This is a genomic window from Polyangium mundeleinium, from assembly GCF_028369105.1.
GTDB classification, from domain to species: Bacteria; Myxococcota_A; Polyangia; order Polyangiales; family Polyangiaceae; genus Polyangium; species Polyangium mundeleinium.
In genome coordinates, this window is record NZ_JAQNDO010000001.1 from 8,364,802 (window position 1) to 8,377,739 (window position 12,938).

9 protein-coding genes are annotated in these 12,938 nt (G+C 70.6%); 1 reads left to right on the forward strand and 8 read right to left on the reverse strand.

Annotated features, from left to right (window positions below; genetic code table 11):
• Positions 1 to 38 precede the first annotated feature (38 nt).
• From POL67_RS33235 to POL67_RS33245, 3 genes are read right to left on the reverse strand one after another with little or no spacing between them, the layout of a single operon-like run.
• Positions 39 to 1,466, reverse strand: coding sequence for a YncE family protein (locus tag POL67_RS33235; protein ID WP_271924555.1), 1,428 nt, complete (start codon positions 1,464 to 1,466; stop codon positions 39 to 41).
• Complete coding sequence (locus POL67_RS33240) at positions 1,463 to 3,316, reverse strand: YncE family protein (RefSeq protein ID WP_271924557.1); 1,854 nt, start codon at positions 3,314 to 3,316, stop codon at positions 1,463 to 1,465. Before POL67_RS33240 ends, POL67_RS33235 begins: the two co-directional genes overlap by 4 nt.
• A 46-nt stretch (positions 3,317 to 3,362) precedes the next feature.
• Positions 3,363 to 4,823 (reverse strand): glycogen synthase, encoded by a 1,461-nt coding sequence (locus tag POL67_RS33245; RefSeq protein WP_271924559.1) that lies wholly within the window; start codon positions 4,821 to 4,823, stop codon positions 3,363 to 3,365.
• A 127-nt stretch (positions 4,824 to 4,950) separates the two neighbouring features.
• On the opposite strand from POL67_RS33245, the gene POL67_RS33250 reads away from it, so the two are divergent.
• Positions 4,951 to 6,075 carry an RluA family pseudouridine synthase gene (locus POL67_RS33250; protein ID WP_271924561.1) on the forward strand — a complete coding sequence of 375 codons (1,125 nt, stop codon included), beginning with the start codon at positions 4,951 to 4,953 and terminating at the stop codon, positions 6,073 to 6,075.
• On the opposite strand, the gene POL67_RS33255 is transcribed toward POL67_RS33250, so the two are convergent.
• The 5 genes from POL67_RS33255 to lon form a co-directional block, all read right to left on the reverse strand.
• On the reverse strand, positions 6,057 to 6,767 hold the full coding sequence (locus POL67_RS33255; RefSeq protein ID WP_271924563.1) for a hypothetical protein: 711 nt from the start codon (positions 6,765 to 6,767) through the stop codon (positions 6,057 to 6,059). The genes POL67_RS33250 and POL67_RS33255 overlap by 19 nt on opposite strands.
• 37 nt (positions 6,768 to 6,804) lie before the next feature.
• The gene (locus tag POL67_RS33260) at positions 6,805 to 7,113 is read right to left on the reverse strand and encodes a ribbon-helix-helix domain-containing protein (RefSeq protein ID WP_136968859.1); all 309 of its coding nucleotides are present in this window, start codon (positions 7,111 to 7,113) and stop codon (positions 6,805 to 6,807) included.
• Positions 7,114 to 7,122: 9 nt separating this feature from the next.
• Positions 7,123 to 8,499, reverse strand: a complete 1,377-nt coding sequence (locus tag POL67_RS33265; protein ID WP_271924566.1) for a ParA family protein — start codon at positions 8,497 to 8,499, stop codon at positions 7,123 to 7,125.
• A gap of 219 nt (positions 8,500 to 8,718) precedes the next feature.
• A complete protein-coding gene (gene purH, locus POL67_RS33270) occupies positions 8,719 to 10,299 on the reverse strand; it encodes a bifunctional phosphoribosylaminoimidazolecarboxamide formyltransferase/IMP cyclohydrolase (RefSeq protein WP_271924568.1) in 1,581 nt (526 codons plus the stop codon).
• A 78-nt stretch (positions 10,300 to 10,377) separates the two neighbouring features.
• The gene (gene lon / locus POL67_RS33275; protein WP_271924570.1) at positions 10,378 to 12,870 is read right to left on the reverse strand and encodes an endopeptidase La; all 2,493 of its coding nucleotides are present in this window, start codon (positions 12,868 to 12,870) and stop codon (positions 10,378 to 10,380) included.
• Positions 12,871 to 12,938 lie beyond the last annotated feature (68 nt).

Below are 12,938 nucleotides of genomic sequence, written 5' to 3' on the forward strand. Positions count from 1 at the left end.
CGCATGGGCGCAAAAAATCGGCGGCGCCGAGCGCGATCTCAGGGGCGCCGCAAGACCGTCACGGCGCGCGCCGACGTCGCCGCGACGAGCGCGAGACGCCCCCCGGGAGCCACGGAGACCACCTGGGATCCCTCCCCCGTTTGCAGCGTGGAAACGATTCGCAGCGGCTCGCCGCCGAGCACGACCGTGGTCGCGCCCTTGCCACGAGGTCCGCCGCCAAGCGCGACGAGGATCGTCCGGCCCTCGGGCGAAAGCGCGGCCGAGGAAGGGACCCCCCCGAGCGCGACCGTGGCGAGGACTTCGCGGTGATCCAGGGATACGAGCGTCCCTTCCCCCGCCGCGCCAATCACCACGGCGCGCTCCCCGGGCCAAGGGAATGCCGCGATCGGCTGCGGACCCGCCGGCGCGAGGCGCGGCTCGGCCCCCACGGAAAACCCCACGACCTTCGCCGTCGCCCGATCAAAGAGCAAGGCGCGCTCGGAGGAAGCCGCCCGAGGCGCCGCCGAGGCGCGCGGCTCGAGGAGCGACGACCACGCCGACCGGGCGCCGCCGAAAGGTTTTGTCACAGGATCGAGGAGGACCACGGATCCCGGCTCGGTGGGCGTGCGCCCGTCGAGGAGCACGAGGAGCTGATCGCCGCCGGAAGAAGGCAGGGGCGCGAAGCCGCGGATCGGGGCCGGGAAGAGGATCTCGCCGTCCGGCGCGAGATCGGTCCCCACAAGGCGGACGACGCGGCCTCCCTGGGCGCTCGCGACGACGAGGACAGGCGGATCCCCGCTCGCCGCGACGTCGAGGGCGCCCTTCACGTCGACCCTCTTCAGGTAGGCCGAAGGCGCCGCGCCCGAGAGCCAGGGCGCCGTCGTCACGAGGGGCAGGCCCGTGGAGACGCCGAGCACGGCGAGTCGGCCCGCGGGGAGCCGCCGGAGGGCCGTGCCCTTGCCCGGGAGCCGCGCGCGGGCCTTCTCCGCGCCGGAATCGAGGGCGTGCGCCCGGAGCGTGCCGTCCTCGCAGAGCACGAAGGCCATCGCCTCGTCGTCCGCAAAGGCGACGTCGACAGGCGGGGCGTCGAGGCGAATCGTGGTGGCCACGGCAAACGCCGCGGGCGCCTCGGACGACGAAGGGGGCGTGTCCGCGGCCGGAGCGGCCGAAGCCAACGCGGAGGACGCGGCGCTCACGGAGGGCGCTGGGGGCAGCGCCGAGGACGCGGCGAGGAGCGCAGGCGGAGGCGCCGAGACGGGCGCGCGCGGGCCGCCGAGGCGGCCTTGCGAGGCGAGGACGGCCGCGCCGCCGGCGAGCATGCCGAAGCCGCCGAGCCCAGCCGTGAGGAGCACGAGCCCGAGCGCGCCGAGCTGCACGCGGCTGCCCGCGAGCCTGGGCGAGCTCACCCACGCGCGGCACGAGGGGCACTTCGTCGCGCCCTGCCGGATCGAAATCGACCCGCATTTGGGGCACTTCGTCTTGCTCACCGGAGCACCCACACCCGGCGCGCGCGGGCCGAAAATGCCGTCGCGCTGCCGGCGTCTTTGCCGAATCGGACGTTCGTGACCTCGTCGGTGACGTCGACCCGGATGGGCTCGCCCGTCGCGAGATCAACGACGTACACCCCGGGGGAAGGCGCGCCCGTGGCGACGAGCGCCTGGTCGCCGGAGGGCGAGATTTCCAGCGCGGTCACGGGGCTGCCGAGTTCGAGGCGCGTGTCCTGCGCGAGCGTGGCCGGCGCATGCAGCGAGAGCGCGCGGCCGACCCTGCAACCAACGACGAGCGTGCGGGGTGCGGCCCGAACAAACACGGGATCGGTGCAGGTGTCGCGGGAAAGGTCGGGCGCCGCGAGGAGGCCCTTTCCTTCGAGCGGGACGCGCGCGATGCGCGAGGAGCCAAGCGCAGCAAAGGCAAACCCCGATTTGACGGCGACGGCCGAGACGGGATCCACGAGCGAGAGGTGCCGAACGAGCTGCGCGCTCGGCGGCGTTCGAGGCGCGAAGACCTCGATCGCGTCGGGATAGGCGCGCGGGCGAGGATCGGCGACGGCCGCGACGGCCCAGGTGCCTTCGGCGTCGAGCGCGACGGCGCTCGGGATGGCGCCTCCGAAGCGGAAACGCGCAATCTCGACGTGGTGCTCGGTGCCGACGACGAGGACGCTGCGATCCACGGCCGAAGGAAAGATCGCGAGGCCGGCCGAGGCGGCAGCGGCGCCCGGGAGGAGCTGGGTGCGAGGCTCGATCCAGCGCAGGACGCGGAGCGTGTCGGGTTCGAGCGCGCCGATGCGGGTCTGGCCGAGCGCATAAAGAGCGCCGCCGACACGCTCGATCACGCGCGCGGATTGCGCCTCGCGCGAGCTCGTCATGACCACGCCGCTCCGCGGATCGACGACGTCGAGCGCGACACGACGCGCGACGGCCACGTGGCCTTGCGGCAGGAGGATCGCGGTTTCGGCGTCGGCCGCGACGTCGATCTTCGCCGCGACCTTGCCTTCGAGCCGCTTCGGCGCGGCCGGCGCAGGCTCGGCCGGCGGGTTTGCCTGTGGATCGGCCGGCGTGCTCCCAGCGCTCGTCGTCGCGGAGGCGCTCGACGCCGGCGCCGCCGATCTGCCCGGCGAAGGCGCGGCGTTTGCCGAAGGAATCTCGACCCCCGCGCCGCGCCCTTCCCCGCGCACAGAAAGCGCGCCCCCGAGGAGCGGCGCGAGCACGAGCACGAGCCCGAGGACCACGAGGCCCACCACGCGCCCCAGCCCGAGCCGCGGCTGCGCGATGCCCACGAACTCGCCGCACATGAGGCAATTCGTGCTGCCGACCATGACGGGTTCGAGGCAATACGGGCAGGTGAACGTGGACAGCGGGCGCTTGCGGATCGCGGTCGCGCCTTCGAGCGCAGCCGGAAACACCGCGGTGCCGCGGATCCACCCGGGGACACTGACGAGCGAGACGCCCGAGGAGATCGGAATCCGGCCGGTCATGAGGCCCCGCACCACGAAGGCGCCCGTCACGGGCCCCATGACGCCGTCGGTGTCCTCGACGAACCAGAGGAGCTTGTCGCGGGCCTGAGGTTCGAGCTTGGCGAGGTCGCGCGGCAGCGCCTCGGCGACGCTGCCCTCGGGCCGATCGGGTGGGCTCGGCGCCGGAAAGAGGTCCGAGAGCGGATCCCACGCGGAGCCGGGGAGGAACCGCTTGCACCCTTCCATGCGGAAGAGCGGGTTCTTCATCGCGCCCCCGCCGATCTCGCGGCGGACCGCCTCCAGCCGCACGGGTCCGCGGATGTTGCCCTGCTCGGAGACGTAGAATTCGACGTTCTGGGACACAAGCGCCCGAAAGGGGCGCATGCACTGTACTACGAAGCGTCCGCTCGCCGCATCTTCTCGGCGAAAACTAGGCGACGCGCTTCGTCATCGCCGAGCGATACACGTGCACGTAGCGGCGCGCCGGGCGATCCCAGCCGAGGTCGAGGCGCATCACGCGGCGCCGGAGCGCCGGCCAGCGGGGCGAGGCCATGGCCGCGAGGGCCCGCTGCACCGCGCCGACGAGGTGCGTCGACGTGGGTTTGTCGTACAAGAACCCCGTCCCGGTCTCGAGCGCCGCGTCGCAATCGACGATCGTGTCGAGGAGGCCACCGGTCCGATACGCGACCGGAAGCGCGCCATAACGCTGCGCGTAGAGTTGCACGAGGCCACAGGGCTCGTAGCGCGAGGGGACGAGGACGATGTCCGCGGCTGCAAACAGGCGGTGCACGAGCGGCTCGGCGGCATCACCGAGGAGACGCGCGCGCTCGGGCGACTTGCCTATCGCGGCTTCGAGCTTCGTGACGATCGCGCGATCCCCCGCGCCCGCCACGACCACGCTCGCGTCGCTCTTCAGGAGCTTGGGCAGCGCGGTGGCGAGCAGGTCGCCGCCCTTCTGCGCGGAGATGCGGCCGACCGAGACGACGAGCGGGCGCTCGATGTCGATCGGGAGCCCGAGCTCGGCGAGGAGCGCGCTCTTGCAACGCGCCTTGTTCGTCGTGTCCTCGGCGTCGTACCGCGCAGGCAGCGCAGGATCGGTCATCGGGTTGTACACGGCGTAATCGATGCCGTTCACGATGCCGACGATCTCGTTCTCCTTCGCGCGCGCCGCGAGCACGCCGTCGAGCCGCTCGCCGTGCTCGGGCGTGAGGATCTCGCGGGCATACGTCGGCGACACCGTGGTGATGGCATCGGCGGCGAGCAGGCCCGCCTTGAGGAAGCTCACCTTGCCGTAAAACTCGAGGAGCGAAGGCTGGAAGTGCGCGTCGCCGAGGCCGATGACCCGGAGCGCCTCGCGCGGGAAGAGGCCCTGGCGCGCGAGATCGTGGAGCGTGAGCACCGAGGCCGGACGCGCGTCGCCCTCCCGATCACGCAGGAGGTACGGGACCAGCGCCGCAGGCCAGTCGTGCGCGTGGACGACCTCGAACGGCGTGCCCGCAAGCGCGCGCTGGCGAACGAGCTCGACCACGGAGAGCGCGAACACGCCGTACCGCCGCGCAGCCGCGAGATCCCCCTCGTCCTCGTCGGCGAGGCGCGAGGGGCCCTCGCTGAAGAGCCCCGGGACGTCGAAGAGCACGAGCTCCACGCCCGAGCCGAGCCGCCCGTCGAAGACCGTGACCTCGACGCGCTCGCCGCCGATGGTGAGGACGAGCGGGGTCAGCCGCCGCGCGATCATGACGCCGGAAGCTTCGATCCCAGGGTAACGCGGCAGCGCGAGGGTGACCTTGTGCCCGAGGAGCCGGAGCGCCTTCGAGAGCGACGCGACGACGTCGGCGAGGCCGGTAACCTTCACCATCGGCGCGATCTCGGAAGCGACGAAGAGGATGTCCATGCGCGGGCGGGTGTAGCACGACTCGCGGCCGCGACGTAGACCGAGCGTGGGCCGAAAGGGTCGGTCGAGGGCCGACCGGCGAACGCGGGCGGTAGCTCCCGACGGCAGCCAGGCTAGGATGGCGACCATGACGCGCATCAGCGCGCACGAGCTCGGCGCCACGGAAGGCCCTTTCGGGCGAGGGATGAAGGTCGTACGCCCGGACGAGGTGCCCGAGGGGTCCGTCGTCTCCATCCTCCGCGTGCCCCCGGAGGCGAAGGGCATGCGGCTCGACCGGTTCGTGCAATCGCAGCTCAGGCGGACGAGCCGGACCCGCGCCCAGAAGATCATCGCGCTCGGCGCCTACGCCCCGGATGCGCGCCGCCTGCGCGGCAATGACCGCGTGCAGCCCGAGCAGCTCATCCTGCTCTGGCGTCCGCCGTGGGACGAGAAGGCGCCCGACGTCACGCTGCGCATCCTGCACGAGGACGCGCACCTGCTCGCGGTCGACAAACCCGCCGGGATCCCCGTGCATCCCACGGCGCGGTACCACCAGAGCACCGTGGTCAAACTGCTCGAAAACGCCCGCGAGGGCGAGCGGCTCATGCTCTCGCACCGGCTCGACCGGGAGACGAGCGGGGTCCTCTTGCTCGCGCGGACGAGCGAAGCGGACAGGCACGTGAAATGGCAGTTCGCCCGCGGCGCGACGCGCCCCGGCGCGCAAGAGCGCAGCGTGCACAAGGAGTACCTGGCGATCACCTGGGGCGCGGACGAAGAGGACGCCTTCCGCGTGGAGGCGCCGCTCGAGCTCGATCCGACGAGCCGCTACGGCGTGAAGATGCGCGTCGCGCAGCCCGGCGAGGGTTTGCCCTCGGCCACGCGTTGCGCGGTGCTCGGACGGCGGAGAAACCCCGCGACGGGGCGGATCTACGCGCTCGTGCGCTGCACGCTGGAGACCGGCCGGCAGCACCAGATCCGCGTGCACCTCGCGTCGCGCGGGACGCCGGTCGTCGGGGACAAACTGTACGGGCCGGATGATGAGCTCTTCGGGCGCGGAGCGGACGGCCTGCTCACGGACGAGGACCGCGAGACGCTCGAGCTCGATCGGCACGCGCTGCACGCGGCCGTGCTGGAGCTCGATCACCCGGCGGACGAGGGGCGCAGGCTCCGCGTGGAGGCGCCACTGCCGCCGGATCTCGGAGAGTTCTGGGCGAGCCTGGAAGAAGTCGCGGCTTCCGCTCCTGCACCAACGGATCAGTACATCGGGATCTGATCCCCCGACGAAGGCCGAGGCGCCGGCGGGAGCGCGCTGCCGCGACGGCGCCCCACGGCGCCGAGCGCCCCGCCGAACGTCGCCGCGAGCAGCGTGATCACGGCGCCGGCGAAGCTGAGCCACGCCGCGCGGACGAGCTCGCCCCGATCGAAACGGAAGGACTGGGTGAAGGGCTCGGTCGTCCGCTGCGCGAAGGTGATGGTCGGCTCGAGGCCGGCTGGACGGCCGAACTCCTCCGTGCCGAACAACGGCGGCGCACCGTTCCCGACGACGAACACGAGGAGCGCGAGCGAGACGGCCCAGGTGAGCACGCCCGCGAGCGCACCGTCTCCGCGGCGAATCGCGCCGCCGAGCTTGGCCGCCGCGTAGCTGCCCACGAAGAGCGCGACGAGCGAGGCGAAGGCCATCCACAAGGCCATGCCCGCCCCGAGGCGCTCGAGCGACGCGCGGCCGCCCGGATCGAGGACGGACACGCCGGTCGCGAACCCGAGCAGCCCGAGGAGCACGAGCGTGCCGAGCGCGAGGAAGAGGCCGGCGAGCACCGAGCTCCATCGGATGCGCGAGAGGTCACGCTCCTCGAAGGCGTCGAGCATCTTCCGCACGCCGGACGGCGGCATTTGCTCGTCGATCGTTGGCGTCGCAGGGACTTCGCCGAGATCCCGGGGGGGTGGCTTGATGGGCGCGTTCGACATCGCCCCGGCGCGGTGCAAGCGCCGAGCCGCGGACGGATCAGATCCCCTTCGGGACCTTTTCCAGATCGACCTGCTCGAGCGCGTGACGGATGAGCGCGCTGCGGCTCGCCTTGGTCAAGCCGCGCGCCTTCAAGGCCTCGACCATCTCGTCCAGGCGCTCGAGGTCGTCCGTGTACATCGAGATGCAGATGACCTTGTAATGCGTCGGGCGCTCCGCGGCGGGCTTCTGCGCCCGCGCGCTCGGCTTCCCCGCGGGCGTGTAAAACGCCCCGGAGAGGACCCCTTCGACCTCGTCGCGATCGAGGAGCGCGTGCGCGGCCTCGGAGAATTCGCCCTCGTGCTTCATCGTCCTCTCCTAAGCGGTCGCTGCGGCGGTTCGCGCGGGCTTCGTGTCCTTCGTGTCCTTCGCGCCCTTCGCCGCGCCTTCTCGGCTCTGGATGATGCGGTCCACGACGACGCCGTAGTCCTCCGCGGCAGGCGTGCCGGCGGCGTACTCGAAGATCGTTTGCCCCTGCGCCGGCGCTTCCTTCACCTTGATCGCAGCGCGCACCGGGGGCAGGCACCGGTCGCCGAAGTGCTGCTTCAGCGTGGTGACGGCCTCGCGGCAGATTTTCGCGCGCGAATCGAAGAACGTGGGGAGCACGCCCCAGATCTGCACCGGGTGGTGGAGGAGCGCGTTCACGTTCTTCACGGTCTTGATGACCTGACGCACGCCGACGAGGGAGAGGTAGTCACAAGCGACGGGCACGAGCACGCTGTCGGCGAAGACGAGCGCGTTCTGGTTCATCAAGGACAGGCTCGGCGAGCAGTCGAGCACCACATAGTCGTAGCCCGCGGCGGCGGCGCTCAGGCGCTCGCAGAGCACGCGGTCGCGGTTCTGCCGGCCCGCGAGGTAGAGCTCCGCGGCGGCGAGCGTCTCGTTGGAGCCCAAAAGGTCCAGGTTCGGACGAACGACACGCGTCGCGTCCGCGACCCGGAGGCCCATCACGAGGACGTGGTAAAGCGAGCGCTCGACGTTCGCGCCGAGCGAGACGGACACGTTGCCCTGCGCGTCCGTGTCGACGAGCAGGACCTTCTTGCCGCGCGACGCGAGGCCGGCGGCGACGCTCACGGCCGTCGTCGTCTTGCCCGTGCCACCCTTGTGGTTGAACACGGCGAGGTACCGCGGCACGGACGCGTCTGCGGCCGGCTCCTTCGGCGCCTCGGGCGCGGCGGGCGTCGCCTGCGAGGCCTGCGCCGCCGGAGTCGTCCGCTTGTTCGCGACCTGCGGCACCACGGGCACGGCCACGGCCGGCGAGGTCGACGAGGAAGCGCGCTTCGGCGGCGTCGTGGCGCTCGACGGGCCCGACGCACGCGTCGCCACGGCCCGCGGCACCGCCTGCGGCGGCGGCGAGGGCGCGACGGCCTGCGGCGTGACCTCGGCGGCAATCTCGCCGAGCCGCACGCCGCTCGCTTCCCGCTGGAGCTGGGTCCGGCAGGGCATCGAGCACGCGTAGGTGCGACGGCCCCCGAGATACATCACCTGCGAAGCGAGCTCGGGCTGGAACCGCTTCGCGCAGGCATCACACGTCGCGAGCTTGTCCCCCTGCCCTTCGCCGCCGAGCTGGCTCTTCTCCAGGCACTTCTGGGAGCAGTAGAACGAGAACCCGCCGTCCCGCTCCTCCATCTGGTAGCGGAACTGGACGTCGAAATCCGACCCGCAAACGCTGCACGACTCCCTGATCCCGGCCACCGCCACGCTCCTTGAAGCTCGCCGCGGCGCCCCGCCGCGACGCTGTCAGCCACCAACAGCACAGCTAGATCGGGGGAGCCAAATTTTTGTGTGCGTTTTTTTTGCCAGGATCCGTGAGGCTGGATCCATCGGCGGTGCGAAAGGACACTACGAGGGGCCGAGACCAGGGCGTTTGGCGAGGCGCGGGCGGCGCGGCGGGCAGGGCGGGAGACGCCGCGATCAGTGCCGGAAATGCCGGACGCCCGTGAAGATCATCGCAGCGCCTGCCTTGTCGGCGGCCGCGATCACGTCAGCGTCCTTCACGCTCCCGCCCGGCTGCACGAAGGCGGTGACGCCCGCTTCGAGGGCGAGCTCGACGCCATCCGGGAACGGGAAAAACGCGTCGGAGGCGAGCACGGCGCCGCGGGCCTCAACGTCGGCCTTGCGGCAGGCGATGCGCACGCTCTCGACGCGCGACATCTGCCCCGCGCCCACGCCCACCGTGCGGCCCTCCTTGGCGAGCACGATGGCGTTCGACTTCACGTGCTTGCAGACCTTCCACGCGAGGTCGAGCGCCGCGAGCTCCTCCGGCGTCGGCGCGCGCTTCGAGACGACCCGCGCCTTCTCGACCTCGCCGCGCGCGGTCGCGTCGCGCCCCTGCACGACGAGGCCGCCGCCCACGCGCTTCCAGGTGAGCTCGTCGAGCTCGGCCGGCAGGAGCACACGCGTGGCGAGCAAGCGCAGGTTCTTCTTCGCGCGGAGAACCGGGAGCGCGTCGTCCGCGAACGAAGGCGCCACGACGCACTCGAGGAACGTCTCGGCGAGCGCCTCGGCCGTCGCGCGATCGACGGGCCGGTTCAACGCGACGATCCCACCGAAGGCGCTGAGGGCATCGGCATCCCGCGCGAGCCGATACGCGCGCTCGATCGCATCGGCCACGGCCACGCCCGAGGGGTTCGCGTGTTTCACCACGACGGCCGCGGGCCGCTCGTGCTCGCGCACCGCTTCGAGCGCGGCGTCGACGTCGACGAGGTTGTTGAACGAGAGCTCCTTGCCGCCAGCGCCGAGCGCGTCGGCGAGCGAGAGCGAGCCCTCGGGCGCCACGCGCTCGCGATAAAACGCGCCCGATTGATGCGGGTTTTCGCCGTACCTGAGGCCGTACGCCCGTTCGAACGTGAGCGTCAGGTACCGCGGATACGCATCGCGCTTCGGCTGCGCCTTCTCCTCGGCCGGATCCGGATCCCCGAGCGACGACAGGTATGCCGACACCGCGCCGTCGTACGCGGCCGTGTGCGCGAACGCCTTGGCCGCGAGCTTGCGTCGCGTCGCGGCCGACACCTCGCCGCCGCTCGCCTCGATCTCGGCGAGCACCGCCTCGTAATCGGCCGGATCACACACGACGGCGACGCGCCCGTGGTTCTTCGCGGCGCTGCGCACCATCGCGGGCCCGCCGATGTCGATCTGCTCGATGACCTCTGCGAGGAGCACGCCCGGCTTCGCGACGGTCTGCGTGAAGGGGTAGAGATTCACGGCGACGAGGTCGATCGGGGCGCCGCCGAGGCGCTCGAGATCGGCTTGATCGATATCGCCGCGCATGAGGATGCCGCCGTGCACGCGCGGGTGGAGCGTCTTCACGCGCCCGCCCATCACCTCGGGCGAGCCCGTGAAGGACTCCACGCTGGTGACGGCCAGCCCCGCGTCTGCGAGCGCTTTGAGCGTGCCGCCGGTCGAGAGGATCTCCACGCCCCGCGCCACGAGCGCGCGCGCGAACGGAAGGAGTCCCGCCTTGTCGTAGACCGAGATGAGGGCTCGTCGGATCATGGCGGCGAGCGACTAGCGCGCCGCGGCGATCCTTGCCAGCAGGGAGACGAGAGGAAACGTGGAGGGAGGAGACCTGGCCTAGGCGCCCGGCTGTTCTGCGGGCGAATCGGACGGCAGGGACGGCATGGACGGAGTCGTCGACCCGTTCGGCGTGACGAGCTCGCCGTCGCGGTACTCCAGGCGGGCGTGCGGCGGGCCGAACGTCGCCTCGGGGTCCTTCACGATGAGCGCCTCGCGCAGGACGTCGTCGACGTGATCGACGAGCACGAGCCGCAGCGCGCGGAGCACGCGGCGCGGGACGTCGCGCAGATCCTTGCGGTTCTCCTTGGGCAGGACGACCGTCGAGATGCCGCTCCGGTGCGCCGCGAGCAGCTTCTCCTTGAGCCCGCCGATCGCGAGCACGCGGCCCCGCAGCGTGACCTCGCCCGTCATCGCGAGGTCCTGGCGAACAGGGACCTTCATGAGCGCGCTGCACACGGCCGTCACCATCGTCACGCCCGCGCTCGGCCCGTCCTTGCGCACGAAGTCAGGGAAGTGCACGTGCACGTCCGCCTTCTGGTACGCGTCGCTCGACAGCCCGAGACGTTCGAGGTGCGAGCGCACGTAGCTCATCGCGGCCTGCGCGCTCTCCTCCATGCCCTTCTCGATCAGGCCCGTCACCACGAGCTTGCCCTTGCCGGGCAGGACCACGGCCTCGGCGGGCAGAAGATCACCGCCGACGCTGGTCACCGCGAGGCCGTTCACGAGGCCGACCTCGTCCTTCTCGGCGCGCCTACCGAGCCGGAACTTCGGCACGCCGAGGAACTTCGGGATGCTCTTCGCGCTGACCTCGATGGGTTTTTCCTTCCCCTCGTTCACCACCTTGCGCGCGACCTTCCGGCAGACGCTGGCGATCTCGCGCTCGAGGGAGCGCACGCCGCTCTCCTTCGTGTAGTGGTGGATGATCGTCCGGACCGCGCCCTCGCTGAAGTCCATGGTCACGTCCTCGAGGCCGCACTCCTTGCGCTGCCGCGGGATGAGGTACTTCAGCGAGATGTTGAGCTTCTCGAACTCGGTGTAGCCGGAGAGCTGGATGATCTCCATGCGGTCCTGCAGCGGCACCGGGATGCCGCCGAGGGTGTTCGCCGTCGTGATGAACATCACGTCGGAGAGGTCGTAATCGAGGTCGAGGTAGTGATCGTTGAACGCGTGGTTCTGCTCGGGATCGAGGACCTCGAGAAGCGCCGCCGCGGGGTCGCCGCGGAAGTCGGTCGACATCTTGTCGACCTCGTCGAGCAGGAAGACAGGGTTGTTCGTCCCGGCCTTCTTGAGGCTCTGGATGAGCTTGCCCGGCAGCGCCCCGATGTACGTGCGGCGGTGACCGCGAATCTCGGCCTCGTCGCGGACGCCGCCGAGCGAGAGGCGGACGAACCTGCGCCCCGTGGCGCGCGCGATGCTCTTCGCGAGGCTCGTCTTGCCGACGCCGGGAGGACCGACGAAGCAGAGCACCGGGCCCTTGAGCTTCTTCGTAAGCGCCTGGACCGCGAGGTACTCGAGGATGCGCTCCTTGATCTTGCGCAGGCCGTAGTGGTCCTCGTCGAGGATCTTCTCGGCCTCGACGAGGTCGAAGCGCTCCTCGCTCTTCTCGTACCAGGGCAGGTCGAGGATCCAGTCGATGTAGTTGCGCACGACGGTCGCTTCCGCGCTCGTCGGGTGCATCATCTTGAGCTTCTTCAGCTCTTTCTTGACCTTCGCGGTGGCTTCTTTGCTCATCCGCTTGGTCTTCAAAGCTTCTTCGATCTCTTGGATCTCGTTCTTGAACTCGTCGCGCTCGCCGCCGCCCAGCTCCTTCTGGATGGCCTGCATCTGCTCGTTCAGGTAGTACTCCTTCTGCGTCTTCTCCATCTGCTTCTTGACGCGGGAGCGGATCTTCTTCTCTACCTGAAGGATCTCGATCTCGGCCTGCATCAGCTCGATGAGGCGCTCGAGCCGCTGCTTCGGATCGTCCGTCTCGAGCAGGCTCTGGCGATCGGCGAGCTTGATGGTCGGCAGGTTCGCGACGATGGCGTCGGCGAGGCGCGAGGCGTCGTCGATGGCCTGCACGGCCATCAACACCTCGGGCTGGATCTTCTTGTTGAGCTTTACGTAGACCTCGAAGGTGCTCTGCACGCTCCGCATGAGCGCCTCGACCTCGACGCTCGACGCGGCCTTCTCGGGGATCTCCTCGTACTCGACGAGGAAGAAGGCGTCCGACTGGACGAACTTCTTGATCTTCGCCCGGCGCTTGCCCTCGATGAGCACCTTCACCGTGCCGTCGGGCAGGCGGAGGAGCTGCATGATCACGCCGACGGAGCCGACGGCGAAGATGTCCTCGGCCGTCGGATCGTTCGTCTTCGCGTTGCGTTGCGCCGCGAGGAAGATCTCCTTGCCCCGGTTCATCGCCTCGTCGAGCGCGGCGATCGAGCGCTCGCGGCCGACGAAGAGCTGCGAGACCATATAGGGAAAGACGATGATGTCCCTGAGCGGCAGGAGGGGTGCGACCCCGCGCTCCGGGGCGGACTTGCCGCGATCGCTGTCGTTCTTGAAGAACATCCGACGTCTTTCTCGCCCCGGCGCGCGGGCCGGGGCAAACGGGCCTACGGGTGATCGCTCGCTCGTGA